26 protein-coding genes and 1 pseudogene are annotated in these 25,930 nt (G+C 71.5%); 15 read left to right on the top strand and 12 right to left on the bottom strand.

All coding sequences use genetic code 11. The features are described from left to right. The 3 genes from E6J59_14550 to E6J59_14540 form a co-directional block, all read right to left on the bottom strand. The coding region (locus E6J59_14550) for a hypothetical protein (protein ID TMB18497.1) at positions 1–760 on the bottom strand (760 nt) is incomplete at its 3' end. A gap of 311 nt (positions 761–1,071) precedes the next feature. Continuing rightward, positions 1,072–2,229: an amidohydrolase gene (locus tag E6J59_14545; protein ID TMB18496.1), complete on the bottom strand. Its 1,158-nt coding sequence runs from the start codon at positions 2,227–2,229 to the stop codon at positions 1,072–1,074. 9 nt (positions 2,230–2,238) lie between these two features. Then, on the bottom strand, positions 2,239–2,733 hold the full coding sequence (locus tag E6J59_14540) for a TfoX/Sxy family protein (protein TMB18495.1): 495 nt from the start codon (positions 2,731–2,733) through the stop codon (positions 2,239–2,241). On the opposite strand from E6J59_14540, the gene msrA reads away from it, so the two are divergent. Both msrA and E6J59_14530 read left to right on the top strand, forming a co-directional pair. Continuing rightward, a complete protein-coding gene (gene msrA, locus E6J59_14535; GenBank protein TMB18494.1) occupies positions 2,732–3,205 on the top strand; it encodes a peptide-methionine (S)-S-oxide reductase MsrA in 474 nt (157 codons plus the stop codon). The genes E6J59_14540 and msrA overlap by 2 nt on opposite strands. 184 nt (positions 3,206–3,389) lie before the next feature. Continuing rightward, complete coding sequence (locus E6J59_14530) at positions 3,390–4,331, top strand: class I SAM-dependent methyltransferase (protein TMB18493.1); 942 nt, start codon at positions 3,390–3,392, stop codon at positions 4,329–4,331. Between the two features lie 6 nt (positions 4,332–4,337). Here the strand turns inward: E6J59_14530 and E6J59_14525 are convergent, their stop codons facing one another. After that, positions 4,338–5,453, bottom strand: a complete 1,116-nt coding sequence (locus tag E6J59_14525) for a ferritin-like domain-containing protein (GenBank protein ID TMB18492.1) — start codon at positions 5,451–5,453, stop codon at positions 4,338–4,340. A 194-nt stretch (positions 5,454–5,647) separates the two neighbouring features. Between E6J59_14525 and E6J59_14520 the strand changes: the two genes are divergently transcribed. Together E6J59_14520 and E6J59_14515 are read left to right on the top strand one after the other, a co-directional pair. Beyond that, positions 5,648–6,595, top strand: coding sequence for an LLM class F420-dependent oxidoreductase (locus tag E6J59_14520; protein ID TMB18491.1), 948 nt, complete (start codon positions 5,648–5,650; stop codon positions 6,593–6,595). Positions 6,596–6,645: 50 nt separating this feature from the next. Then, entirely contained in the window at positions 6,646–7,206 is a 561-nt protein-coding gene (locus E6J59_14515; GenBank protein ID TMB18490.1) for a polymer-forming cytoskeletal protein, read from the top strand. 197 nt (positions 7,207–7,403) lie between these two features. Here E6J59_14515 and E6J59_14510 read toward each other — a convergent pair whose 3' ends face one another. Further along, positions 7,404–7,691, bottom strand: coding sequence for a hypothetical protein (locus E6J59_14510; GenBank protein TMB18489.1), 288 nt, complete (start codon positions 7,689–7,691; stop codon positions 7,404–7,406). A 19-nt stretch (positions 7,692–7,710) separates the two neighbouring features. Continuing rightward, the gene (locus tag E6J59_14505) at positions 7,711–9,669 is read right to left on the bottom strand and encodes a hypothetical protein (GenBank protein ID TMB18488.1); all 1,959 of its coding nucleotides are present in this window, start codon (positions 9,667–9,669) and stop codon (positions 7,711–7,713) included. Between the two features lie 249 nt (positions 9,670–9,918). Here E6J59_14505 and E6J59_14500 point away from each other — a divergent pair, with 249 nt between their 5' ends. Continuing rightward, entirely contained in the window at positions 9,919–10,932 is a 1,014-nt protein-coding gene (locus E6J59_14500) for a hypothetical protein (GenBank protein ID TMB18487.1), read from the top strand. Here E6J59_14500 and lnt read toward each other — a convergent pair. Next, complete coding sequence (gene lnt, locus E6J59_14495) at positions 10,872–13,157, bottom strand: apolipoprotein N-acyltransferase (GenBank protein TMB18486.1); 2,286 nt, start codon at positions 13,155–13,157, stop codon at positions 10,872–10,874. The two genes, E6J59_14500 and lnt, sit on opposite strands and share 61 nt — an antisense overlap. A 3-nt stretch (positions 13,158–13,160) precedes the next feature. Between lnt and E6J59_14490 the strand changes: the two genes are divergently transcribed. The 5 genes and pseudogenes from E6J59_14490 to E6J59_14470 all read left to right on the top strand — a co-directional run bounded on the left by E6J59_14490 (position 13,161) and on the right by E6J59_14470 (position 17,196). Then, positions 13,161–13,532, top strand: a complete 372-nt coding sequence (locus E6J59_14490; protein TMB18485.1) for a hypothetical protein — start codon at positions 13,161–13,163, stop codon at positions 13,530–13,532. After that, a complete protein-coding gene (locus E6J59_14485) occupies positions 13,516–14,349 on the top strand; it encodes a 1-acyl-sn-glycerol-3-phosphate acyltransferase (GenBank protein ID TMB18484.1) in 834 nt (277 codons plus the stop codon). The genes E6J59_14490 and E6J59_14485 overlap by 17 nt, the downstream gene beginning before the upstream one ends. An 82-nt stretch (positions 14,350–14,431) precedes the next feature. Further along, the gene (locus E6J59_14480) at positions 14,432–15,826 is read left to right on the top strand and encodes a HAMP domain-containing protein (protein ID TMB18483.1); all 1,395 of its coding nucleotides are present in this window, start codon (positions 14,432–14,434) and stop codon (positions 15,824–15,826) included. A gap of 215 nt (positions 15,827–16,041) precedes the next feature. Then, a pseudogene (locus tag E6J59_14475) lies at positions 16,042–16,770 on the top strand (sigma-54-dependent Fis family transcriptional regulator). 168 nt (positions 16,771–16,938) lie between these two features. Continuing rightward, positions 16,939–17,196, top strand: a complete 258-nt coding sequence (locus E6J59_14470) for a hypothetical protein (protein TMB18498.1) — start codon at positions 16,939–16,941, stop codon at positions 17,194–17,196. 75 nt (positions 17,197–17,271) lie between these two features. Here E6J59_14470 and E6J59_14465 read toward each other — a convergent pair whose 3' ends face one another. Both E6J59_14465 and E6J59_14460 read right to left on the bottom strand, forming a co-directional pair. Then, positions 17,272–17,520 carry a hypothetical protein gene (locus E6J59_14465; GenBank protein TMB18482.1) on the bottom strand — a complete coding sequence of 83 codons (249 nt, stop codon included), beginning with the start codon at positions 17,518–17,520 and terminating at the stop codon, positions 17,272–17,274. Beyond that, positions 17,517–17,891 (bottom strand): hypothetical protein, encoded by a 375-nt coding sequence (locus tag E6J59_14460; protein TMB18481.1) that lies wholly within the window; start codon positions 17,889–17,891, stop codon positions 17,517–17,519. Before E6J59_14460 ends, E6J59_14465 begins: the two co-directional genes overlap by 4 nt. Positions 17,892–18,166: 275 nt before the next feature. Here E6J59_14460 and E6J59_14455 point away from each other — a divergent pair, with 275 nt between their 5' ends. Then, positions 18,167–18,598 carry a hypothetical protein gene (locus E6J59_14455; GenBank protein ID TMB18480.1) on the top strand — a complete coding sequence of 144 codons (432 nt, stop codon included), beginning with the start codon at positions 18,167–18,169 and terminating at the stop codon, positions 18,596–18,598. Between the two features lie 161 nt (positions 18,599–18,759). On the opposite strand, the gene E6J59_14450 is transcribed toward E6J59_14455, so the two are convergent. Both E6J59_14450 and E6J59_14445 read right to left on the bottom strand, forming a co-directional pair. After that, the gene (locus tag E6J59_14450) at positions 18,760–19,875 is read right to left on the bottom strand and encodes an LLM class flavin-dependent oxidoreductase (protein ID TMB18479.1); all 1,116 of its coding nucleotides are present in this window, start codon (positions 19,873–19,875) and stop codon (positions 18,760–18,762) included. Next, entirely contained in the window at positions 19,872–20,438 is a 567-nt protein-coding gene (locus E6J59_14445; protein ID TMB18478.1) for a DUF1990 domain-containing protein, read from the bottom strand. The genes E6J59_14450 and E6J59_14445 overlap by 4 nt, the downstream gene beginning before the upstream one ends. Positions 20,439–20,543: 105 nt before the next feature. On the opposite strand from E6J59_14445, the gene E6J59_14440 reads away from it, so the two are divergent. Together E6J59_14440 and E6J59_14435 are read left to right on the top strand one after the other, a co-directional pair. Next, positions 20,544–22,004 (top strand): hypothetical protein, encoded by a 1,461-nt coding sequence (locus E6J59_14440; GenBank protein TMB18477.1) that lies wholly within the window; start codon positions 20,544–20,546, stop codon positions 22,002–22,004. An 85-nt stretch (positions 22,005–22,089) separates the two neighbouring features. Beyond that, on the top strand, positions 22,090–23,502 hold the full coding sequence (locus tag E6J59_14435) for an aldehyde dehydrogenase family protein (GenBank protein ID TMB18476.1): 1,413 nt from the start codon (positions 22,090–22,092) through the stop codon (positions 23,500–23,502). A 40-nt stretch (positions 23,503–23,542) separates the two neighbouring features. Here the strand turns inward: E6J59_14435 and E6J59_14430 are convergent, their stop codons facing one another. Next, complete coding sequence (locus tag E6J59_14430; GenBank protein TMB18475.1) at positions 23,543–24,517, bottom strand: LLM class flavin-dependent oxidoreductase; 975 nt, start codon at positions 24,515–24,517, stop codon at positions 23,543–23,545. Between the two features lie 69 nt (positions 24,518–24,586). On the opposite strand from E6J59_14430, the gene E6J59_14425 reads away from it, so the two are divergent. Both E6J59_14425 and E6J59_14420 read left to right on the top strand, forming a co-directional pair. Beyond that, positions 24,587–25,060 (top strand): nuclear transport factor 2 family protein, encoded by a 474-nt coding sequence (locus E6J59_14425; protein ID TMB18474.1) that lies wholly within the window; start codon positions 24,587–24,589, stop codon positions 25,058–25,060. A 7-nt stretch (positions 25,061–25,067) separates the two neighbouring features. Next, on the top strand, positions 25,068–25,930 hold an 863-nt coding region (locus E6J59_14420; GenBank protein TMB18473.1), incomplete at its 3' end, for a beta-lactamase family protein.

Below are 25,930 nucleotides of genomic sequence, written 5' to 3'. Positions count from 1 at the left end.
CCGTCGGGTCGCCGGAGTGGACCGACGAGACCCAGTACTTCCCCTCGCGCCTGAGCGCCCAGTAGCGACCGCCGCACGCCGAGGGTGTGCCGAGGCCGAAGTGCTGGAGCACGTAGGGCTGGCCCGGCGCCGCCGTCACCGTCACCACGCGCTCGGTGCTGCTCGCGCCCAGGTCCAGCTCGGCGACCGGCACGAGCGCGTTCTTGCCGATGGTCGCCGCGCTGCCGGACGCCTCGAACGGGTGGCTCACGTCCGAGCCGACGCGCAGCATGGCGGGCCGCGCCTCGGGCAGCTCCAGGCGGAAGTAGGAGGCATCGCCCGGCACGAGCCAGCGGTCGGCGCCGAACGGGCTCATGGTGAAACGCCGGCGGCCGACGGCCGGAAGGCGAGGGATGCCGAAGCGGAGGTGGAGAGGATGCTCGGCGCTCTCCTCGGCCTGCGGCTGCGAGACGCCGCCGTACGCCGTCAGTAGATAGAGGCCCGGGTTCAGCTCGGCGGCGAGGCGGCAGACCAGCATCGGCCGGCCGGGCTGCGCGGCCACCACCTCGCGCGCCGGCTCGGCGTCCACGAGCCAGCTCCCGCCGGTCCACAGGCGGAGGTCGGCCAGGTTCCGGCCCGCCGCCTCGAGGATCAGCCGGCGCCGCTCCTTCACCTCGACCCACCAGGAACGCTGCTCGTAGTCGTCGAGCGCCGTCTCGACCGGCTTCAGCTCGACCAGGAGCGGCGGCTCGGGCGCGTTCCCCTCCGTGAAGCCGCGCACCTTGAGCTGCGCGTCACCCGAGCCCTTCTCGGGCGCGTAGACGACGACCTGGTACTCGCCGCGGTCGAGGAAGACGTCCAGGCGCCCGTCCCGAAGGCGGGGACGGTGAGGATCACCTCCTGCCGGCCGCGGGCGGGGACGGTGATGCGGCTGAGGGTGGGCTCGGCGAGGAGCGCGGCCAGGGCGGGGGCGGCGGCGAGCCCGACCACCAGCACGGCGCCGGGCAGGGTCCGGCCTCGCTGCGCCGAGCCCCCACCCCCCGTCCACATCCCGCCGGCTCTATAGCGTACTCGGCGGCGCTGCCAAAGAGCTCAGCGCGCCCCCACGCCGTACAGCCGCGCCCAGTTGTCCCACAGGATCTTCCGCTGCGATGCCTCCGACAGCGGCAGGCTCATGAACGCCGGGACGGAGCGCGGGAACTTCGAGTCGGCGTGCGGGTAGTCGGTCGAGAAGACGAGGTTCTCGTCGCCGAACCACTCGACGTATTGCCTGACCGGCGTCTCGTCCGCCTCGACGGCGAGGAAGCAGTTGGAGACGAAGTACTCCGACGGCTTCTTCCGCACCTCGGGCACCTCGTGGCGCCCGACCCATTCCCAGTGCTCGTCGAGGCGGTGGAAGAGCCACGGCGCCCAGCTGCAGTTGCCTTCGAGGAGCCCCACGCGGAGACGCGGGAAGCGCTCGAGCACGCCGCCCGCCGTGAGGCTCACGGCGACGAACATGACGCCGAGCGGCTGGCCGAAGGTGTGCCACATGACGAGCTTGTCGAGGACCTCGAGCGAGAAGTCGGGCTTGAGATGCGTCTGGCCGCCGCCGTGGAAGGTGACCGGGATGCCGAGGCGCTCGCACTCGGCCCAGAGCGGGTCGTAGTACGGGTCGTGCCAGGGGCGGCGGTTGACGCAGCCCGGAGCGAGGAAGATCGCCTTGAAGCCGAGCTGTTCGACGCAGCGCCGCGTCTCGGCCACCGCCGACGCGACGTCGTGCGGCGCGACCATGCCGGCGCCGAGCATGCGCTCGGGCGCGTGCGCGCAGAACGCGCGCAGCCAGTCGTTGTACGCGCGGGCGATGGCGGCCGCGAAGTCGGCCTCGAGGCCATCGATGCCCATGATCTGTGGCGAGTCGAGCCCGAGCACGAAGAGCCCGCGGCTCGGGAAGAGGACCGCCATGTCGAGGCCCTCGCGATCCATCGCCTGGAGCTGCGAGACGGCGTCCCAGCCGCGCCGCTCCGCCTCTGCAAACGCCTCGTCCTGCGCCGTGCTCCACGGCCCCGCGGCATCGCCGCGCTGCGGGCGCACCGTGCCGATGCGCAGCACGACGTGCGACTTGACCTTGACCCGCATGTCGCGGCGCAGCTCGGTCAAGCCGATGGGTGCGGCATGCTTCCAGGCCGGATCGATGTAGCGCTGCCAGAGATCGGGCGGCTCGAGCACGTGCATGTCGCTGTCGGCAACCCGGAAGCCTCGCGTCGTCACGGGATCACCTCACTTCGCTCGCCGACCACGCTGCGCTCGGCGCGGGCGCGGACGGCTGCCCCTCGCCTTCCGCCCCGCCTTCGCCGGCAGCGCCGCGGTGTGCCGGAACGCGCGCGCGACCCAGCCGCGGAGCCCCGGCTCGTCGGCCGTGAGCGTGCCCGCCACGGCGACCCAGCCGGTCATGCGGCGTCCGGGCATCGGCTCGAAGTCGGTCGCGCCGTCCCGCTTCGCGTCGGCGATGCCCGCCTCGTCGAGCCGCAGCACGACGCGATCCTCGACCAGGCCGGCAAACATGTTGCCGTTCACGAACGCGGCCGGGTAGCCGAACATGAGCCGGCGCTCGGCGCCTCCGGCGGGCACGACTCGCTCGAAGGTGGCGATCAGCTCGGGCGGCGACTTTCTCCAGGCCATCGCCGTCGCTCGTAGCCGCCCCTCCCCCGCCGGGTCAAGACAGTCGCGACGAGCGCGTGGCCGCGCTATCCTCGGGCGCGGAGGATTGCTCATGGAGAATGCCACCTTCGCCGCCGGCTGCTTCTGGGGTGTCGAGGCCGCCTTCCAGCACGTGCCCGGCGTGCTCTCGACCGCCGTCGGCTACTCGGGCGGCCACCTCCCGAACCCGACCTACCACGACGTCTGCTCCGGCCGCACCGGCCACGCCGAGTGCGTGCGGGTGGAGTACGACCCGGCGCGCGTCTCCTACGAGCAGCTCCTCGACGTGTTCTGGGAGAACCACGACCCGACGCAGCTGAACCGCCAGGGCCCGGACGTCGGCGCGCAGTACCGCTCGGCGATCTTCTTCCACAGCCCGGAGCAGGAGGCGGCGGCGCGCGCCTCGAAGGCGCGCCTGGAGCAGTCGGGGCGCCATCGCCGGCCGATCGTCACCGAGATCACGCCCGCGTCGGAGTTCTACCGCGCCGAGGACTACCACCAGCGCTACCTGGAGAAGCGCGGGATGGCGCACTGCCGCATCGGGTGAGGCTCACGGGCCAGTGCGGCGGCATGCAGCAGGTGCAGCACCTCCCGTGTGTGATGCTACCCCCATGCCAGGGGAGCCGCACGTCCACCAATGGCCGCCGAACCGGGGCTGGCTTGACCAACGGGTCCGTCACCTGCGAGTCTGCGTCTCCGGCTGACCAGCGGCCCGTTCGAGGGGTTGCGTCATGGCCGACCTCGACCTGACTGCGATTAACCACATCGGATCCCGAGTCACCGGAGGGCACGAGCGAATGACGGAGGTTGTCGACCCGCGGGAAGCGTCGCCGAGGCCAGCGCCGCCGTCGACGGCCCGGCAATCGGTCGACCGGTACTTCCGGTCCATCGCTCCCCATGGGCGGGACGTAGACGCGGCCGACGGCCTGGGCGGAGCCATCCAGCGGCTTCGCCGGTCCGTGGCGTTGGAGCTCATCGACGATCTTCACGTGCCACGGGGCGCTCGCGTGCTGGAAATTGGTTGTGGCGCGGGGTCCGTCACCGCCGAGCTCGCCACCCGCGGCCTGGTCGTCGACACGGTCGACACCGTGGACACGCTGCTTGCGTGGACGCGCTCGCGGGTGCGTGAGGCCGACGTCCGGAACCGGGTCACTGCCAGCGGTGACGATGTTCACCGGCTTGATTTTCACAGCCGCGTCTTTTCTCTCGTCGTCGCGCTGGGGGTGCTGCCGTGGCTCCACTCGCCCGGGATCGCCCTCGCGGAGATCGGTCGCGTTCTCGATCGAGGCGGACACCTCGTGATCTCGTCGGAGAATCGCCTGCGGCTGATCAACTTGCTCGACCCCCGGCTCGCGCCGCTATTCTCGTTGTCGCGCAAGGCGCTCAGGTGCGTGCTTGCGGCGCTCGGCCTGAGGACGGCTTCGGCGCCGTCCGTTCGCCCGCGGCTGTATTCTCGGCGGCAGCTGGACGGGCTTCTGGCTGCTGCGGGATTGCGCAGGATCAAGAGCTTGACGCTGGGGTTCGGACCCTTCTCGCTCGAGGGCTACACGTTGCTGTCAGACGCCACCGGCGCGAAGCTGCACCAGGCTCTGCAGTGGTTGGCGGACAGAGGCATGCCCGGGTTGCGAGCCACCGGGGCGCAGCATCTCGTCGTCGCGCAGAGGGTGAAATGAGGCGCTTCACGCCCCGAGCCGGCGCACGACCTTCCGCTTCCCCGCGTTGATCGCCTTGAGCGACCTGATCCCCTCCTCCGCCACCTCGTCGCCGACCATCCGGTCGCCCTCCGCGGCGAGCTCGTCGAGGTCGACCCACACGGCGTACGCCGCGCGCGTCCGCTCCGTGACGATGCCCGCCTTGAGCAGCGTCTTGATGAGCGTGCGGAAGACGTTGCTCGAGCGCTGCATCAGGGCGCGCCGGTGGGCGTCCGTGCGCGCCTCCAGGACGGCGTCGCGCACCCATTGCCAGTCGAGCCCGAACTGCGGGTAGATGAGCCGCTTCTGCTCGGGGTTCACCAGGTTGAAGAGGAGCGTGTTGAAGCACTCGAGCGCCCAGTCCTCGACCGCGTCCCGCTCGGCCCCCTCGAGCTGCGGGATGGTGGCGTGGGCCCAGATCTTGCCGAACTTGTGGTGGAAGGCCTCGTCGGTCATGACCAGCTGACAGACGCGGCGGAGCAGCGGGTCTTGGGCGATCTTGTAGAGGGTCGTGAAGGCGCCCATCGCCACACCCTCCACGAGCATCTGCATGCCGATGATCTTCCTGTAGACGACGGGCGTGGCGACCAGCTCGCCGAGGAGCCGCCCCACGGTGTCGCCGACCGGGAGGACGGCGCCCCCGAAGCGCGCGTCCACGTACTTCGTGAAGGCGTGCACGTGGCGCGCCTCCTCGCGTGCCTGGTTGGCGGCGTACTCCTGCGCGCCCGGGTCAAGGAAGATGTCGCACAGGCTCGCCGAGAGGCTGAGCGCGCCCTGCTCGCCGTGCAGGATGTTCGAGAGGCTCCAGCGCGCGCTCTCGTTGGTGAGCTTGATGCGCTGGCCCTCGTCCAGGCGGTCCCAGACCGCGGTGTTGCTCTCGAGGACGAACCAGGTGGGGACGATCGTCTCCTCGTCGGTGGCAAACGGGGTCGCGAAATCGACGTAGTCCGCGTCCTCCGGGTTCCAGAAGTGTTCCTCGGTGCGCGCGATGATCTCCTCGAAGTCCGAGGACCGGCGCGCGTAGCGGCCGGGCTCGATCATGGCCGCGAAGTCGTCGGGGTCGGCGGCGCGGTAGGCGGGATCGGCGGGCATCGTCTCCTCCATCGCCGAGCCTACACGGCGAGTCAAGCCGCGGCCCTCACGCCGTGCCCGCCAGCTCCGCCGCCGTCGCGGTGAAGGTCGCCATGCGGATCAGCTCGGGCGTGACGAAGCGCTCCGCCTCGGACCGCACCCACATCAGGTCAGCGGGGCATTCTCCAGCGGTTCCCGCTGGCGGTCGAGTCGGTGTATGAGGCCGCATGGGCACCCATCCGATCCGCTTCGGCATCCAGACCGGGCAGCAGAGCCTCGCGTGGGCCGAGCTCCTCGCCCTGTGGCAGAAGGCCGACGCCTGGGGCTACGACTCGCTCTGGAACTTCGACCACTTCTACCCGATCTTCGTCGACCCCGAGGGCCCATGCCTCGAGAGCTGGACGACGCTCGCGGCGCTCGCGCAGGCGACCCGCCGGGCGCGCATCGGCACGATGGTGAGCGGCAACACCTACCGCCATCCGTGCGTCACCGCCAAGATGGCGGCAACCCTGGACCACGTGAGCGGGGGGCGCCTGAACCTCGGCCTCGGCGCGGGGTGGTTCGAGCGCGAGCACCGCGACTTCGGCATCGACTTCAAGACCGTGCGCGGCCGTCTCGAAGCCCTCGAGGAGGCGCTCCAGATCATCCGCGGCATGCTGACCGAGCCGCGCACCACGCTCCGCGGCAAGCACTACACGGTGACGGACGCCATCGGCGTCCCCAAGCCCGTCCAGCGGCCCCACCCGCCCTTCATGATCGGTGGCACGGGGAAGAAAGTCCTCCTCCGAATCGTCGCCCGGTACGCCGACATGTGGAACGCCGGCGCGAGCCCCGACGAGATGCGGGCGCTGATCGAGGTGATCGCGCGCCACGGCGAGCGCGTCGGCCGCGACCCGGCGAAGATCGAGAAGACCGTCCTCCTCCCCCTCTGCTACCGGGCCGCCCCGGAGCGGGAGCAGTTCGTGTGCCAGGTGATGGCGTCCATGCGGCGGACGACGCCGGAGCAGGCGCGCGGCCAGACCATGATTGGCCAGAAACAGGAGTGTCTGGACACGGTCGAGCGCTATGCACGAGCCGGCGTCACGCACTTCATCTTCATGCTCTTCATGCCCTTCTTCGAGGACGAGATCCAGGCCTTCGCCGAGGAGGTGATCCCGGCCTTTCGCGGGGCCTGAGGGGGGGTCTCAAGCAATCGGCCGGTCACGCCGATATACCGGCAGAAGCCATGGCGCTTTTCGGGCGGGATCGTGAGCAGGAGCAGCGGGGCAGGCGCCCCGCGGCCGTCGCGGCACCGGCGCCCGAGACTCCGGCGCCCCAGGAGGTGAAGATGTTCGAACGGGAGAAGACCCAGCCCCAGGAGACGCCGGGGACGAGCGCGTTCCTCGGCAAGGGGAGCCGGGTGAACGGGAAGCTCGCCTTCGAGGGCGCGGTGCGCATCGAGGGCCAGGTGGAGGGCGAGATCAACTCCGAGGACACCCTCACCATCGGCGAGAGCGCCCTGCTGAAGGCGAAGATCAACGGCGCCTCGGTGGTCGTGCACGGGCAGGTCACGGGCGACATCGCGGCGCGCTCGCTGCTCGAGCTGCACGCCACGGCCAAAGTGGTCGGCAACATCTCGAGCCCGCGGCTCGTGGTGCACGAGGGCGCGATCTTCGAGGGACAGTGCGCGATGGGCGGCCCCCAGGCCACCGCGGGCAAGAAGAAGAAGCCGGACTTCTCGGCGCTGCTCGGCGGGCAGGCCGGCGAAGACGTGCCGCCGGCGCTGCAGCCCGACTCGACGCGGTAGCGAGCCAGCGCCGCGGTCGGGGCGGAGGGGCGCCGCCGGCGCGAGCCTCTGCTTCCGTGCATTGCCTCGCCCTCTCCAAGCGATGGCGGCCAAGCGCGCCGACTACTTCGCGGCGGGCACGTAGGTCGTGTGGGACGTCGATTGAAGGCGGGCGTCGCCTGCCCGGCGGCCTCGCGCACCACGGCCATCGCGGCGCCTCAGACGACGCTCGGCTTCCCGCGCGCGAGACCCATCGCGAGCTTCCGGATGCGGCGCACCAGCGCGGGCAGCGCGGTGGGGTCGACCTCGGGCCGGGCGACGTCGGCGATCTGCTGGAGGAGCGCCATGAGCGCTTCGGCGCGCCGCCGCGCCGCTTCGGCTTCGAGCTCGGCGCGCGCCACGTAGACGTTGAGCTGCGTCAGGCTGAGGCGCAGGAAATTGAGGCAGTCCTCCACCGACAGGTGGTCCCGTCCGCTGGTCTCTTCACCGCAGCGCGAGCAGGGCACGGCGCCTTCCCGGTTCCGCTTACCCCCGCCCCGTCGCGAGGGTCAAGACCGGGTTCCCCGGCGGCACGCACGCCGCGCCCGACCCCGGCCACGTGCCGTGGCCGTCGCAGTCCGCGAGCGGCTCGATCTGGCCGTTGGCGCTCGCGGGGCACGGGGAGAGCGTCGGGTCCGTCACCGACGTGAATGCCGGCCGCAGGACGGCATCGGGCGCGACGGTCTCGCCGACGCGGCAGGTGAGCGAGCTCGCGCCGTCGGGCAGCGCCGAGAGGGTGGCGAGCGACTGGACCGCGAGCCGCTCGCGCGCGACGACGGTCAGATGCCCCGCGTGCCCCCGGCTCCCGCCGTCGACGCTCAGCACCGTGCGCGGCTCGAGCGTGACGTCGCAGCCCTCGAGCTGCACGCTGCCGCCGAAGCCGTCGCCCCGGAGCGCGGAGGCCCGAATCTGCGTGCCGTTCACTACTCGGAGGGCGGCGCGCACGTCGCGCGCGCCGCCGACCCGGGAGCCGGCGGTCAGGGTAATGACCCCCCCGTAGAACCCGTCGGCGGTGACCGGCGCCGGACCGACGGTCAGGCCGCCCCCGCCGGTGAGCGCCACCTCGCCGCCCAGGCCTCCCTGCCTGCCGCCGCTCACGTCGACCTCGGCGCTCACCGTGACCGCGCCCGTACCGCGCACCTCGCAGGCGAAGCAGCCCGCACCGAGACCCGCGCCGCCGGCCGCAGAGAGTTGCGCCTGCACCGTCACCGCGCCGCCGCTCTCGACGCACGTGTCGCCCGGCGCGCAGTCGGCCCCGCTCACGCAGGGCGTGCCGTCGGCCACGCACCGCATCGCGCCCGTGGCGACGAGGGAGAAGAAGCCCGCGTCGGAACCGAAGCCGGTCGAGAGCCCGTCGGCCGCGATGGCGCCCCGGCGCAGGTGACGGTGGTGCCGCCGATGCAGCTCGCCGTGCCGAGGTCGCACGAGGATGTCGCCCGCGCTCGCGGAGAGGAAGACGCTGCCGCCCGGGGTGACGGCGTTCACGTCGCCGCCGGTCACGCTGATGGCCGCGGCGCGGCGCGGCGAGTCGAGCGTCACCGCCCGCACTCCTTCGAGGCGGACCACACCCCCGGCCGCCTCCCTGCCACGCGCACGCGCGGAGCCATCGAACGCGACGCTCGCCGCGCCGAGCCGGATCGCCCCGCCGCCCGCGCCGCCGGCACACGGCGGCCGCGAGGGCACATCGCCGTTGGTGTTCGAGGCCTCGAGCGTGCCGATCAGCGTGAGCTGGTCGCGGGCGACGAGGTCGATCGTCCCGCCGAGCGTGGCGCCTGCGACGCTGAGCAGCCCTCCGGCCGAGAGGGTGGCGGGCGTCTTCGCGCCGCTGCCGATGGCTATCGTGCCGCCGCAGCCGCCGCGGGACGTGGAGGCGTCGAGCCGCGCCGTCGAGGCCAGGGTCACCGTCCCGTCCGCGTCGATCACGATCGCGCCCGCGTGGCCCGCTGGGACACCCGTCGTCCCCTCGGCCGAGACGCCGACCGTACCGCCCAGGCTCACGTCGAGGGCGCTGAGCGTGATCGCGCCCCCGTCGGGTCCGATCGTGTCGCCCGGCACCGCCCGCCCGCGCGCCGTGATCTTCGCCGACGAATCGAGGGTGAGGCGCCTGGCCACCTGCATGGTCAGCCGCGCGGTACGGAGGCAGCGTGCGGGCGCGGCGCACTGGGCGTCGGAGGCGCACGGGGCGGGCGGACCGGCGGCGCAGCGCGCCGTGAACACGGTGGTGAGCGTCCTTCGCACGCGCACGTTCGGCGCCGTGAAGGTGAGCACGCTGCCGTCGGGGATGGGGAAGTTCCTGGCGATCACGCAGGTGTCGGGGGTCGACTGCCGCGAGTCGCAGAGGAAGTCGCCCGTCTGCGCTGCGGCCCGCCCGGCCGGGGCGACGAGGACGAGCAGCCCGGCCGTCGCCAGGGCCCGTCGAGCCCGCGCGCCGCGCGAGGTCGCCATCCCCTCGTCATGGTTACACCAGCGCGCGCGATCAAGGGAAGTCGGGGACGCGCTGCTGACGCGCCGCGGCGCCGCCGGACGTGCGCGTGATGCTGTCCCAACCAGGAGCGAGGTGTCCCAGCTGGGATGGCATCTGCCCTATTCCCCCCGTTGACACGCAAATCGATCCAACCCTACAGTCCGAACGCGCCTCGAACAGATCCGGAAGGAACGACACTGCTCCGACCGTCGCACGAGACCAGGGCGAGCGTGCGGACGCCGTTAGCGCTCGCGCTCCTGACCGGGCTGCTGAGCAGCGCGACTCCCGCGCCGGCCGCAAAGTGGCGCCACTGTCCTTCACAGCTCCGCTATTACCACGCGAAGATCGGTGCCGTCAGTGCCCCCTTCGTCCATCCCGGTCACGAGGTCGGGATCTTCCTCTCCGACCAAGAGATGGTGGACTCGGGCCCCTTCTCGACCGAGCCGGGCGGCAACACGGTGACCGTCACGTTCGCGTCCCTCTTCGGCCCGCGGATCACGCTGGCGCCGATGCCGGTGAGTGCGGTGAGCCCCGCGACCCTCTACTTCACCTTCCCCGACACCCGCGAGATCTTCGGCCGGCCGCTCGCTGGCCCGACCGAGATCGTGGTGAAGACTCGCCGGCGCACGACCGCGCACATTGACCCGCGCCACCTGGTCGCTCTCCCGCCTTCGACCAACGCGGGGGCGCTGGCAATCGGTGAGTTGGAGCAGGGTGCGCTGGCCACGATGGACACGCGGGGGGCGATCTGGGTGCCCGTGGACTTCTCGGCCTTCGGCACGATGCAGAAGAACATGCCCACCTGCCCGGGAATCTTCACGCCGCTGAGGTCCTTCGCCGTGGGCGTCACCGTGCGCAGCATCCCGTCGAGCAGCATCCCGTCGAACATCCTCGGCGCGCTGCAACCCACATACCCGCCGCTGCGAGCCGTCAAGAAGGTCGACCTGTTCATTGGGGACTTCTTCGTCAACGGCTCGAACTATTATGGCAACAAGGTCGGCAGGCTTGCGGTGTCCCCCATCCCGCACGGTCTCGGCGTGATGCTGTGTGGGCGGAACGACGCGCTGCAGGTGGTCCTCAGGGCGCCGGGCTGGCGGCGCTGGACCAGACCGTGGTCACCTTTCAGCGCGTGGATGCCGTCCTCGCAGCCGATGGCGATCCAGCTGAGCCGTATGTCGGTCGGTCAGGTGGGCTCGGCGTTGACCGGCCTCGATGCGTTCGCCGAGGAGTGCCTCCTGCGGTAGCCGCCGTGCGGACCGGTGACCCTCCGAACCCGGACCCCCCCTACCCCCGTCACCACCCAGGCGAGACAGAGCACCAAGAACCAATCTCCCGTGCGGGAGTAGAGGGTCGGCGCCGCAGCGGGCAGCGAGACGGCGAGGACGGAGGGAAGCCCAGCGGACGGGCCTGCCGCCACCTTACGGCCGAACCGATCAAAGACCGCGCTCACACCCGCGTTGGCGGCGCGGACCACGGGGAGTCCCGTTTCAACCGCGCGCGACACCGCCCAAGGGAGATGCGGCGCGCTCGAGCGGTAGAACCAGGCGTCGTTCGTCGGGTTCACGATGAAACCCGCACCCCGGCGAGCAAGCGTACGGGCGCCTCGGGAATCCGCGATCTCGAAGCAGATCAACACGCCGAAGGAGAGGTCTCCAACATGGAAGACGGGGGTTTCGCGACCTGGCTCCAAGCTGACCAGGTCAGGTGGCGGGCTGCTCAGGATCGACGGCCACCGCTCGGCGAATGGGACCAGGGACCGCTTGTGGTAGCTCTGCAAGCCATGACCCGGCTGGAGCAGGTGCGCCGAGTTGAATCGTGCGAGTCGCCCGGACGTACGGCGGGCGCCAGGCCCCCCGGCAAGAAGCGGCGTCCCCGTCGACGCGACGAACCCGCTCAGCTTCGCCCAGGCGACTCGATCGTGCTCGATGTCGGTCGTGAGAGCGCTTTCGGGCCAGATGATCAGGGCGGGTCTGGCGGTTGCCCGGGTCGAGGAGGCGGCGAGGTACTGGTCGAGCGCACTCGGGGCGGGCTGCATGGCGCCGATGTCGACCGCCACGATCGCGGCGCCCGCGGGCTGCCCCTCGGTGCCTGCAGCGCTTAGCCTCAAGTATCCCCAGCCGAGCGCGGCGATGGCCAGCACGACGCTCGTGGCCGCCGCCCTCGCACGGCTGCCGAGGTTTACGGTAGAGTGCTCGACGAGCGCGGCCAGACCGGCGTTCGCGGTCACGATCACGAATGTCACGCCGGCGATGCCGCAAGCGCTCGCTATCTGCAGGATGGGCAGAGCATCCCACTGCGAGAGCCCGAGAACGGCGGCGGGGTAGTAGGGAAAGACGAACGTGCGCACCGCCTCCCAGCACGCCCACGTGGCACCGTACCAGAGGACAGCCCACGCTCCGAGTCCGCGCGGGCGCGCCAGGAGCAGCGCGCCGAGAAGGGCTCCATGGGCAGCCGACACGGCTGCAACCGACGGGAGTATGTATGCCACCGCGCGCCACGCGCTGAGGGCAAAGTACGCCGCAGTCGCACGAGAGAGCCAGGGCGACACTCCAACGAGACCACCCACGGTCGCGTACACGATGGCGCCGACCATCGCGAGCCGGCGTGTCGCAGCACGGAGGACCGCGAGCAGTGGGACCAGCGCGACCCACGCGAGTGGTCCGACACCGCCCGGCGCGACCGCCAGCCCGGTGAGAGCGCCGGCGAGCGTGGCTCCCACCAGCACCAATCTTGCGTGGCCCTGCGGGCTCGACGGCGGGCTCATCGCGATTGCCGAGGAGCCACCGGCAACGGCGTGGCATCGGCGTTCCAGCCCTGCCTGCGGCGGGCCAGGTGCTCCCAGTTGCGCCCGGCCATGAGACGCGAGCCCTGGCTTGCCGTCACGGTGCTGGTCGCACTGGCGATCTTCGGCTTGTGTCTCGCGAATGCGCTCGCCTGGATCAATCGACCCTTCCCGGGATTCCTCGTACTGGAGAACGGCATCGTCGTGTCGATCGGACGCAGCGACTGGATACCTCCGGAGCGTCGGCGCGCACAATGGACGCGGGTGATCGCAGTCGACGGCCACCCTGTCAGCGGGGGGCGCGAGATCAACGCCTATGTGAGCGCCGCTGACGTCGGCAGGCCGATCACGTACACGTTCCGCGGGGGAAGCGATATCTTTCGGCTGGCTCTCGAGGTGCGCGCCTTCCGCATGGCGGATTTCCTCGATCTCTTCGCGCCCCTGCTCGGGGTCGGTCTCGTGATGGTATGCGGAGGGGCCGTGACCCTCGTGCGCCGCCCTGGCGCTCCCGAAGCGCGCGCCCTGTTCGCAATGTGCCTCAGCTTGGGCCTCGCCCTCATCACGGGACCCGACCAGTACTCCCCCTACACGTTCAGCCCTCTCTTCTTCCTGAGTCTGTCGGCGCTGCCACCCTCCATCACTCTGTTTGCTCTCACCTACCCCAGCTCCAGCGGCCTCCTGCGCCATGGGGTGCTCCCCTACGCTGCGCTGTATCTACCGTGCGCGGGTCTCGGGACGGCGCTCTCCTCGCTGTCTTCTCAGACTTCGCTCTTCCTCCCACTGCTGTACACGGTGTACTTCTTCACGGCCAACGCGGTCCTGCTGGGCGTTGGGTCCGTCGTGCTCGCCCTCATCAACGGTGTTCGGCCAGCCGCACCGCTCCTGCTCGTTCTCGGAGCCGCTCTCGGCTCGTGCTTGCCGATCGCGATTCTGGTCACCTACCCGCTCCTGCAACGCCCGATCTCCCCGGTCATGCTCGTGTGCCCCCTACTCTTCATTCCAGCGCTGATAGGCACCGCGCTCGTTCGCTTCCCGGCCTTCGACCATGCCAGCGGCGCCTGATCCTGCGCCGCTCGAGGGTGACGATCCGCCTCGCAACCCCTCGCACCCTTCCGCGCCCTTGCACGGCCTGGGGCCGCTCGGCCGCGCTGCGGCACCGTATCTGTCCGCCGGCGTTCTCGTGACGAGCGCAACATGCGAGCTCTGGCTCTATCACCTGTCGGCGCTATTGCGCGGGCGATCGGCCCAGCGCGCCGTCCGCGTCCTCCAGCAGTGGAGCCGTCGTAGCTGGCGATGGCTCTGCCTCGACGTTCGCGTGCATGGGGCGCCGTCCACCACCCCGCGAATCTACGTCTCGAACCATCGCAGCTATCTGGATATTCCCGTCCTCTCGGGCGTCTTGGGAACCAGCTTCATGAGCCGCGCCGACGTTGCGACATGGCCGTTGGTCGGTGCTGCGGCGAAGGCTGTCGGGACCGTCTTCGTCAACCGCGCGGACCCATACGCACGCGCACACGCTGCTCGACGATTGATGCGTCACGTAGGCAAGCTGAGCGTCGTGGTCTTTCCGGAAGGCACGACGACGAGAGAGCGCTTCCCCGGGCCGTTTCATCCTGGCTTCTTCGATCTGGCATGCCGCCTCGAGACTGCCATCGTACCGGTCACGATACGGTACAGCCAGCGACGAGCCTACTGGACGGATGACATCACGTTGCCACACCATCTTCTGGCCCGCGTGCTGACGATGCCGCCACTTGCCGTGGCGGTTCACATCGGGAGGGATGTCGAGTCGAGAGATTTCAGTGACGGCGAGACACTCGCGCGAGCCGTGCATGACGCAGTCTGCAACCCGATTGCCGAGTTCGGCGAACTCGCATGATGGCAGATCTCGCGAAGCTCACCGTCGTGCTTGGAATACGATGCAGTAGCGACCACGTGCTCGGCGCACGGCGCTTCGGCCGATGACACTGCGTTCCAAGCTCACACTGATGTTCCTGGGCGCCATGCAGGTGGCGTTCCTCACCGCAGTGGGCACCTTCTGGGCGGTCCAGAGCTGGCAGCTCCTCGCCGACGACCTCACCGTGATCCAAGAGCAGAACTTGCGCCTGGAGCGCACCCTCGAAGTGCCCGTGCCCCGGGCCCCCGGCGAAGCAACCGCAAGGCAACCCATTCATTCACGCACAGTCCGGTCCTTCCTCGCACTTCGTCACCATGCTCAGACGCTGGAGGAGGCAGACCTGATCGAGTCACTAGGCAGCGCGCTGGGGTTGCCTTCACGTCGCGGGGGACGGCGCGCAGGCGAGCGTGCGGCCCCACCCTCGTCCGTACCGGATGCAGCCGGGCGTCTGAAGAGATTTTATCGCGCCCAGATGAACGCCCTCCACGGCCACGCCCGTTTCGTTACACGCCTCTCCACCGGCCTCGTGGTCGCCATCGTCGGCCTCGTGCTGGCCGGCATGATGGCCTACTTCGCGGCCATCCGCGTCTGGCTCGTACGCCCCCTGCAGGCCATCGGCCGGGCGACGGGCGTGATCTCGACCGGGGACCTCGAGCACCGCGTGCCGGTCGCCGGGCGCGACGAGTTCGGCGCCCTCGCCCGGTCCATCAACTCGATGGCCGCCTCGCTGGCCGAGAACCAGCGCCGCTTGCTGGCGGCCGAGCGCTTCGCCATGGTCGGCGAGATGGCGGCCTACGTGGCGCACAACATCCGGAACCCGCTGGCCTCGATCCGCACCACCGCCCAGGCCGAGATGCTCGACCTGCCGGCCGAGGACCCGCGCCGCGCGAGCTTCCGCGACATCGTGACCGCGACCGACCGCCTCGAGAGCTGGGTCGGCGACCTCCTCCGCTTCTCGAGCCCGGTCACGCTCGAGCGCACGCCCGAGAGCGTGAACGACCTGGTCGAGCGCTGCGCGGACCTGGCGCGACCGCAGCTCACGCAGCGGAGGCTCCGGCTCGACCTGACCCTCGCGCCTGCGCTCGCCCCCGTGAGCCTCGACCGCAACAAGATGGAGCAGGTGGTGAGCGTGCTCCTCGGCAACGCCATGGACGCCTCGCCGGCGGGTGCCACCATCCGGATCATCTCGCTCGTCCGCCGCCCGGACCATGCTCCCCTCGCCTGCATCCGCGTCGAAGACGAGGGCAAGGGCATCCCGCAGGAGCGGCTGGGGAAGCTCTTCACGCTCTTCGCCACCGGCAAGAAATCGGGCACCGGGCTCGGGCTGGCGCTCGCCCAGAAGATCGTCACCGCGCACGACGGCGCCATCACCGTCACCAGCAACGAGGGCGCGGGAACGGCGGTCGAGATCAGTCTGCCGGTCGCCGAGGGGAGCACCCGCGCGTGTCGACCATCCTGATCGTCGACGACGAGGAGATCCACGCGCGCGCGCTCGGGCGCTTCCTGGGCGGGCGCGGCCACGCCTGCGAGGTGGCGACCTCGCACGCGGCGGCGGTGGAGGCGCTGCGCACCGCGCGCCCACACCTCGTCCTCCTCGACCTCCGCCTGGGCGAGGTGGACGGGCTCGAGACGCTGCGCGAGATCAAGACCCTCGACCCCGCCCTCCCGGTCATCATGATGACCGCGTACGGCTCGGTCGAGACGGCCGTGCGCGCGATGAAGGCGGGCGCGCTCGACTACGTGCAGAAGCCGATGGATCTGGAGGAGCTCGAGCTGGTCGTGTCGCGCGCCCTCGGCGAGGTGCGGGCGCGCGAGCGCCTGGAGTTCCTCCAGCGGCGCGAGATGGGCGGGCCGGACGAGCTCGTCCTCCTCGGCGAGAGCCCGGCCATGCGGCCGGTGCACGAGTTCATCGAGCGAGCGGCGCGCTTCGAGGGGCTCGCGGCGGGCGAGCAGCCGACCGTGCTCCTCCAGGGCGAGACGGGGACGGGGAAGGACCTCGTCGCGCGCATCCTCCACGCGCGCAGCACGCTGGCGCGCGAGGCGTTCATCGCCCTCGACTGCACCACGCTGCCGCGGAACCTGATCGAGGCGGAGCTGTTCGGCTACGAGCGCGGCGCCTTCACCGACGCCCGCGCGGCCAAGCGCGGCCTGGTCGAGGTGGCCGCGGGCGGGACGCTCTTCCTGGACGAGATCGGCGAGCTCGACCACGAGGCGCAGGGGAAGCTTCTCCGCACCATCGAGGAGAAGAAGATCCGCCGCGTGGGCGGCCTCGCCGACGTGCGCACCGACGTGCGCATCATCGCGGCGACCAACCGCGACCTCCAGCAGCTCGCAAACCAGGGCCGCTTCCGCCTGGACCTCCTCTACCGCCTGAAGGTCCTCACCCTCACCCTGCCGCCGCTGCGCGAGCGCGGGGACGACATCCACTGGCTCGCCGAGCACTTCATCAACCTCTACGCCCGCAAGTACGACCGCCGCTCGAAGCGACTCGGCCCGGAGGCGGTCGCCGCGCTCGCGGGCTTCCCCTGGATCGGCAACGTGCGCGAGCTGGCGCACGTGATCGAGCGCGCCATGCTCCTGGTCGAGGCCGACACCCTGGAGGCGTGGCACTTGGGCCTCGAGTCCCATCTCCCCGCCCACGCGCAGGATACCATCCCCGCCGGCACCCCCGGACCCGGCACCCTCGAGGAGGTCGAGCGCCGGCTCATGCGCCAGGCGCTCGAGGCGAACGGCTGGAACGTCTCCGAAGCCGCTCGCCGCCTCGGCGTCAGCCGGGAGGTCCTCCGCTACCGCATGAAGAAGTACGCGATCACACCCCCCAACCGCTGACGCCGGCGTACGGCCGCGAAGGAGGAGGAGGCGGAAACGGGTGCGGCCGCCCCCGTCTCCGCCGGCGGGAGGGGTTCAGGAGCGAGACGAGGGGAGCCTTCGCGCGATCTCCTCGTCGTTCGCGTCCATGAGCGCGCGCAGGATGCGCTCCATGGTGGCCAGCTCGACCGCCATGGTCACGAGCTGGTCGAGCGGCGCGGGGCAGCGCTCGTCGCCTTCGACGTGCCCGAGGAGGGTCATGTAGCGCACGGTGTTCAAGAGCGCGTCCGAGGCGCGCTTCAGGTGGACCGTCAGGTCGGCGAAGGTCTCGCGGTCGGCGATCATGATGCACGCCCCCCGACGAGGACGATGTGGTGCGCGCGATCACGACGCGGATGGCGCAGCGGCAGTCGCCCCGACGGCGCCCCGAGGCCTTCGCCCTCGAGCACGATGCGCGGTACGAGGGCGGGCTCGAGGAGCGAGCGGCGCAGGCGCACGGGGTCGAGGTCGAGCGCCTCGCACACGTTGTGGAACGAGAAGGGCGCCCTGTCGTCGCGGCTCAGGATCCAGCGCAGCGCCGACTGCTGCGCGCGCCCCCCCCGCGTGCCGGCCGCGCCCACCAGGCAGCGGATGGCGTCGATCAGCACCGCGGCGCGCAGGGCGCGCTGGCGGGCGAGGCTCTCGGTCGTCCAGGTGACCGTCTGCTCGCCACGCACGGTCCCTGCAGGAGTACCCGGGTCTCTCATGGTCCCGCCGCACAGCGAGAAGCAAGTTCCGCGCCGGGCCCCGGATGTCGCTGCGCAATGGCAGGCGCACGAGCCGGTGGTGGTGGCGAATGGGGGACATCCACCAGTTTGGTTCTCATGAACCAGCGGCGGCCCGGTCGTACCGCCTGGCGCAGGCCCCGATGGCCGCGCCCGTCGGGAGTGCGGCGGCGGCTTGCAAGTGCCAGGAGAAGCCCGGATCCTCGCGCTGACGGAGGCCCGAGCCCATGAAACGCTCTCAGCTCAGCATCACCCCGGCGTTCGCCGTGTGGCTCGGCGTGGCCTGGTTGGCGCTCGTGTGCGACACGGCAGGCGTCTCGTACGTGCTGCGCCATCACGACCCGCGCTTCGCGTTCCTGTACGAGCACGCGTCGATGGTTCGCTCCGACGTGCTATGCACGTTCGTCCCGTTCGTCGGCGCGGCGCTCGCGATCGTCGGGCTCCTCGCCCGCCGCGAGTGGGGCTGGGGTCTCGCGCTGGTGCTGAACCTGGCGCTGGTGGCGGGGAGCTTCGCGGTGACGGGCACGGCGTTCTGGATGGTCCGGCCCTACGGCGTGGGTGGGGAGATTCTGAAGCCGAACATGGCCGGTGTCCCCGCCGGCGCGCTCCTGATGATCCTGGTGCTGCTCGCCCCGAGCGTGAGGCGGGGGTTCCGCTAACAGGCCCGCGCGTCAAAGCCGAGCGGTGCCCCAAAGCTCGGGCGCCGCGGTGCGGGAGACGGAGAGTGTCAGGCCGGCGTTGGGTTGCTGCCGGCCCGCGACGGTCCAGCGCGCAGCCGGCGGGGACTCAGCACGGCGCGTCAGAGCGGCCGGCGCATCCCCTAACGAAAGTGCGGCATCACCGCCTCGGCGAAGAGCCGCATCGAGCGGACGAGGAGGTCGTGGCGCACGCCACCCGGTCCCATCCACAGGAGCAGCCGCTCGATCCCGGCGTCGCGCAGCCGCGCGATCTTCTCGGCGCACCCGTCCGGGTCGTCGAAGAGGAGCACGTGCTCGAGCCAGCCGTCGTAGGCGTACTCCGGCAATCGCCCGCCCCGCCGCTCGTAGAGCTCGTAGCCGCGCGGCATCTCCGTGGTGGTGGGTGTGGTCAGGTGCTGGAGGATGGCGAGGTCCCATTCGAGCGCCTCGCGCGCCAGCGTGCGCGCCTCGGCGCGGGTGGGTGCGAGGAAAGCGTACTTGAGGACGGTCGCGCGCGCGAGCACGGGCGCGGCGTCGACGCCCGCGGCGGCGAGCGCGGCGCGGTAGCGGGCGAACTCCTCCACCTGCTCGGCGAAGGGGCTGAGCGGACGCGCCATCAGCGCCGGGAGCCCGCGCGCGATGGCGCGCGCCAAGCTCTCGGGGCTGTTCACGGCGTGGAGGAGCACCTCGCCCGGCGGACGCAGCGGCGCCGGCCAGATGCGAACGTTGGGGATCGTGAAGTAGCGGCCCGTGTACGTGAACTCCTCGCCGGCCCAGGCGCGCAGCACGACGTCGAGCGCCTCGTCGAAGATGGCGCGTGTCTCGTCGATCGGGACGCCGAAGACGCCGTACTGCGGGAACTGGTAGCCGCGCCCGACGCCCACGTCGACGCGGCCCCCGGTCGCATGATCGAGGAGCGCCACGCGCTCGGCGAAGCGCAGCGGATGGGTGAAGGTCAGGTTGACGACCGCCGTCCCGATGCGGACGCGGCGCGTGCGCGCGGCGAGGTGCCCGGCGAGGAGGAGCGCGTCGCCCGCGAGGCAGTACGGGGAGAAGTGCTGCTCCGGCACCCAGACCTCGTCGAAGCCGAGCGCCTCGGCGAACTCGGCACGCTCGAGCTCCCCGGCGACCACGCGCGCGGCTTCCTGCCCCGGCGGGCACTGGAAGACGTGGTAGGTCCCGAAGCGCACGGCAGCGAGCGTAGGACGGTCGCGCGTCCGAGGAAAGGGCCGCCCCGGCGTCGACCCACTCGGGCTCATGGGGCTGCCGCCGGCTCGAGAACGGCGCGCGCCATGGCGCGCTGCGAATCGCGCGCGAAGCGGCGCTGGACGAGACGCGCGAGCGGGAGGGCCGCGCGCACGAGCGGGTGCGCGGGCCGGGACTGTGCGACCACTTCGTACGCGACCGCGTCGTCGCCGTGGTCCCAGGCGACCGCGAACCGCTCCTCGCCCTGGACTGCGTGTCCGGGGAGCGTGCGGTAGACGAACCCGGCGCGCTCGATCGGCCCGCCCTCCTCGACGAGCGCGACGATGCGGCAGGGGTTCGCCGACCAGAGGGCGAAGGCGTGCGCCAGCACCACGACCGTCGTGCCGACCAGTATCGGCGCGCCCGGGGGATGGACCTCGACCCAGCCGAGGCGGAACATCTCCCAGCGGCCGAGCGCCTCGCGCGCCCGGCGGAAGGCCTCGGCGCCCCGCCCCAGCACGATGCGATTCCGGTCCACGACGCCGCCCGGCTCCGGTGGGCCGGGCGCCGGCAGCGACTCCAGCGCGGCGAGCCAGCGCCGGAGCTCGACCGCCGAGGGCCGCGCGAGGCGGAACACGACCCCGCATAGCACGGACGGCGCACGTACTCGATTCCTGCGCGCGATATCACGCCTCCAAGGGATTGAACGGACACCACGCTCGCTCACAGGATAACCCTCGCGATGCGCCCTCTCGCATTCGCGGGCGCGCTCGCGCTCGCCGCCGCCGCCGGCGCCACGCCCATCCCGAACGACCCCTTCGCCGCGCCCGTGCCCACCTTCGTCGGCCGCGCCGCCAGACCGCGCCGGGTGTCCGCACCCGCCGTCCCGCAGGACCCGTTCATGGCGCCCAACGGCCGCAGCAACGTCCACGACGACGCCTACCAGACCGACACCTACGTGGGCGGCGGGCCGCTCGGCCGGAGGCCCGAGGTCCTCTCGACGCAGCAGAACGCCGAGTGCGGGTCCCTCACCTTCGACTCCGCCGGCCGGATCGTCACCATCTGCGTCGGCATCGAGGGGCCGCGGCTCGCGATGTTCGACCCCGCGACGCTCGACCTGCTCGCCGTCTTCCCGCTCCCGCCGCGCTCGGCCGGGGGCGGCGGTGTGTTCAGCGACTTTTCGGGCGGCGGCTACTTCTACCTCGACAACCAGGACCGCGCCGTCATGCCGACCAACAGCCACCAGATATGGGTGGTGGGGGAGACGACGACTGCGGCCGGGCCCGCCTTCGAGCTGGTGCGCATCTACGACCTGTCCACCATCGTGGAGCCGAGCGAAGGCATCATCTCGTGCCTGCCCGACTGGAGCGGACTCCTCTGGTTCGTCACAGTGAACGCGCTGGTCGGCACCGTTGACCCGGCGAGCGGCGCCGTCGAGACCATGCGCCTCGCCGGCGAGGCGATCGGCAATTCGTTCGCGGTCGACGAAACGGGCGGCGTGTTCATCGTCTCCGACCACGCCATGTATCGTTTCGACGCGGGCCCGATGGGCGAGCCCGAGGTCACCTGGCGGGAGGCGTACGACCGTGGCACCCGGCTCAAGCCCGGGCAGGTGAACTTCGGCTCGGGGACGACGCCGACGCTCATGGGCACGGGCTGGGTCGCCATCACCGACAACGCCGACCCGCAGATGCACGTGCTCGTCTACCGGCGCGCGCCGAGCGTCCCTGGCCCGCGGCTCCTCTGCGCGGTGCCGGTCTTCGCGCCCGGCACGAGCGCCACCGAGAACTCCCTCATCGGCACCGGCGCCTCGCTCCTCGTCGAGAACAACTATGGCTACACCGGTCCCCTGTCGGTGATGGACGGCGCCACCACCGAGCCCGGCATCACGCGCATCGACGTGCGTCCGACCGGAAGCTGCCTCCCGCGCTGGACCAGTTCCGAGCGTGTGCCGTCGACCGTCTCCAAGATGTCCCTCGCCGACGGCCTCATGTACGCCTACACGAAGGATCCGGGGCCCGGGACCACCGACGCCTGGTACCTGACCGCGATCAGCTTCGAGACCGGCGCGACCATCTGGAAGCGGCTCGTCGGCACCGGCCTCGGCTACAACAACAACTTCGCGCCCGTGTCGCTTGGCCCCGACGGCACGGCCTACGTGGGGGTGCTGGCGGGGCTGACGCTCGTCCGCGACACGCAGTGAACCGGCCGGGGCCGGCGCCCCCCGGAGCGCCCGGGCCGCCGCGACGTCTTGCGGCGGCGCGGAGCCGGGCATAGTGTCGCCGCCCATGGAGACGACCTTCTCGCATCTGATCGACGGCGAGCTCGTCGCCGGCCGCCAGCACTTCGACGTCATGAACCCGGCGACGGGGGCGCCCTTCGCGCGCTGCCCCGACGCCACTCGCGAGGACCTGGAGCGCGCCATGGCCGCGGCCGCGCGCGCCTTCGCGGGCGACTGGTCGCGCGACGAGGCGCTCCGGCGCCGCACGCTCGTCCACATGAGCGAGGCGCTCGGCGCCGAGGCCGAGCAGCTCGGCCGCCTGGTCTGCATGGAGCAGGGGAAGCCGCTCGCGCAGGCCGTGGGTGAGGTGAAAGGGGCGGCGCAGATCCTCCGCCTCTACGCCGACGAGCCCATCCCGCGCGACGTGCTGCGCGAGGACGAGAAAGCGCGGGTCACGCTGGTCCGGAAGCCCCTCGGCCCGGTGGCCGCCATCACGCCCTGGAACTACCCGGTGGCGACGCTGGTGATGAAGCTCGGCCCGGCGCTGCTCACGGGTAACACGGTGGTCGCCAAGCCCTCGCCCTTCACGCCGCTCTCCTCGCTCGCGCTGGGCGCGGCCCTCCGCGCCGCGGTCCCGAAGGGCGTCGTCAACGTGCTCGGCGGCAGCGACGAAGTCGGCGCCTGGATGACCGCGCATCCGGCGGTCAGGAAGATCTCGTTCACGGGCAGCGTGCCGACCGGGAAGAAGATCATGCGGGCGGCGGCGGACGACCTGAAGCGCGTGACGCTCGAGCTGGGCGGCAACGACCCGGCGATCGTCCTCCCCGACGTCGATCCGGCCCGGGTGGCGCCCAAGCTCTTCTGGGGCGCCTTCACCAACTCGGGCCAGGTGTGCGTCGCGATCAAGCGCCTCTACGTGCACGAGGACGTCTACCGGCCGCTGCTGGGCGCGCTCGCCGAGCTGGCGACGCAGGTGAAGATGGGCGACGGGCTCGAGCCCGACACGCAGCTCGGCCCGATCAACAACCGGCCGCAGTTCAACCGCGTGCAGGAGCTGGTCGAGGACGCCCGCCGGGCCGGCGGCACGGTGGTGGTAGGCGGCGCGCCGCTCCCCAGGCCCGGCTACTTCTACCCGCCGACCATCGTGACCGACGTCGGCGAGGGCGTGCGCCTGGTCGACGAGGAGCAGTTCGGCACGGCGCTCCCCGTCATCCCCTGGCGCGACCTCGACGACGCGCTCGCACAGGCGAACCACACGCACTACGGGCTCGGCGGCTCGGTGTGGAGCGCCGACGTCGCGCGCGGCGAGGAGATCGCCGCGCGCCTCGAATGCGGCACCGCCTGGGTCAACCAGCACATGAGCATGAGCGCGAGGGTCCCCTTCGGCGGCGTCAAGTGGAGCGGGCTCGGCCGCGAGAACGGCCGGTGGGGGATCGAGGAGTTCTGCGAGCTGCAGGTCGTGAACGCGGCGAAGGCCTGAGAATCTGTGCCGGCGTTCGCCCCGTAGGTGCCGGCCCCGTTCAGACGCCGCGCAGGCGCGGCAGCACCTTCGCCGCGAAGCGCTCGAGCCCTTCCCAGGCGAGCGCGGGCGGGAGCCCGCCCATGAGCGGGTGGAGGAGCACCTGCCCTGTCTCCCGCGCGAGCGCCACGCACTCCTCGGGCGTCACCACGCGGTAGACGCCGCTTCGCCGGAGCTCGTCGGCGCTCTTCGCCTCCACGTGCACCGACGAGCGCTGGCCGGGCGTCTGCCACGACGCGTAGGTCTGCGCGTCGTAGAGCGCGTGCGGCGCGATGCGCCCCCAGTCGCGCTCGGGGTCGTCGCTCACGTGGACGAAGCCCGGCCCGCTCGGGAGGTGGACGAAGCCGCCGTCGAAGCGGAGGCGCCGGCACTCCGCCTGGTAGACCTCGGCCAGGTGCGGGTCGCCGATCGCGGGGAAGAAGCCGCAGCCGAGGCGCGCCGCGCGCCGCGCCGCCTTCTCCGTCGAGCCGCCGATCAGGATCATCGGGGGCGAGGCCGGCTTCGGCGTCACGCGGATCGTCCGCCCGCGCCACGTGAAGGGCTCGCCCGTCCAGGCCTGCCGCAGCACTGCCACGTATTCCTCGAGGAGCCGTCCGCGCTCGGCGCGATCGACGCCCGCCATGGCGAACTCCTCGTGCCGGTAGCCGAGCCCGGCGATCAGGCCGACGCGGCTCCCGCTGCCCAGGTCGAGGACGGCGAGCTGCTCGGCCAGGCGCACCGGGTCGTGGAGCGGGACGAGCACGGCGGCGATGTTGATCCGGATGCTCTTCGTCCGGCCGGCGATCGCGGCGGCGAGCGTGATCGGGGCGGGAAGATAGCCGTCCTCGACGCCGTGATGCTCGGAGAGGACGACGAAGTCCAGGCCGTGCCGGTCGGCCCATGCGCACTGGTCGAGGCAGGCGGCGTAGAGCTCGGCGTGGGTCACGGAGCCGAAGGAAGGCGCGCGGAGGTCGTAGCGCAGGCCGATCATGGTCATCGCGGTCTCCCGCGCCCGGCTTGTATTGGCGTCGCGGTGCGCTAGTCAACGTTCCGACGGGAGGAGCTCATGGACCTCGCGGCGCGCATCGGGAGGCTGGAGGACGTCGAGGCGATAAAGCGCCTCAAGTACCGCTACTGGCGGTGCCTCGATCTGAAGCTCTGGGACGAGCTCGGCGGCTGCTTCACCGACGATGCGACCGCCGACTACGGCGAGGGGCGGTACCGCTTCGCGGGCGCGGAGGCCATCCTGCGCTTCCTCCGCGAGGCGCTCGGGCGGGAGTCGGGGTCGGTGACCGTCCACCACGGGCATCATCCCGAGATCGAGCTCACGAGCGAGACGACGGCACGCGGCACGTGGGCGCTCTACAACTACCTCTTCAACGTCGCACAGAAGCGCTCGGTGCGCATCGGGGCCTATTACGACGACCGCTACGTCAAGCCGGCGGGCGCCTGGAAGATCGCCCACACGGGGTACACCTACGTCTTCCGCGAGGAGTGGAGCCGGGAAGACACGCCGAGCCTCCGGCTCCTCGCACCGTGAGTCAGCGATGCCCGCCGCGCGCGGTGAGCCACCGCCCATCGAGGGCGTCTGCGATCGCAGGTTCGCCGCCGTCCGGGACGCCTTCGCGTCCAACTTCGTCGAGCGGGGCGAGGTAGGGGCGGCCGTCGCGGTCTCGGTCGGCGGCCGGGTCGTGGTCGACCTGTGGGGTGGCTGGGCGGACGCCCGGCGCCGCCGCCCGTGGCGGCAGGAGACGCTCGTCGACTTCTTCTCGGTCGGCAAGGCGTTCAGCGCCGTCTGCGCGCACCGGCTGGTCGAGCGCGGCCTCGTCGACCTCGACGCACCGATCGCTCGGTACTGGCCCGAGTTCGGCGCCACCGGCAAGGAGGACATCACGCTCCGCCAGGTCCTCTCTCACCGGGCCGGCCTTCCGGCGCTGCGCGCGCCGCTCCCCGACGGCGCCATGCTCGACTGGGCCACGATGACCCGGGCGCTCGAGCGGCAGGCGCCGTGGTGGCAGCCGGGCACCGCGCACGGCTATCACGTGAACACCTTCGGCTACCTCGTGGGCGAGGTCGTGCGGCGCACGACGGGCACGACGCTCGGATCGTTCCTGCGGACGGAGGTCACCGGCCCGCTCGGCGCCGACGTGCACATCGGCCTGCCGGCGTCCGAGCACGGCCGGGCCGCCGAGTTCCTCTGGCCCGCGGGCCCGCCGGCACCGGATCGCGCTGCGCTCACGGACGACGAGCTGATGAAGTGGAACGTCTACTGGAACCCTCCGGGCCTCTCCGGCGCGGGCTGGGTGAACACGGCCGCATGGCGGGCGGCGGAGATCCCGTCGACCAACGGGCACGGCACCGCCCGCGGCGTCGGTCGCGTGTACGCCGCGCTGGCGCGCGGCGGAGCGAT

It is taken from the genome of Deltaproteobacteria bacterium (assembly GCA_005879795.1).
GTDB lineage: Bacteria > Desulfobacterota > Binatia > DP-6 > DP-6 > DP-6.
This window is presented reverse-complemented; position numbering and strand designations above follow the sequence as displayed.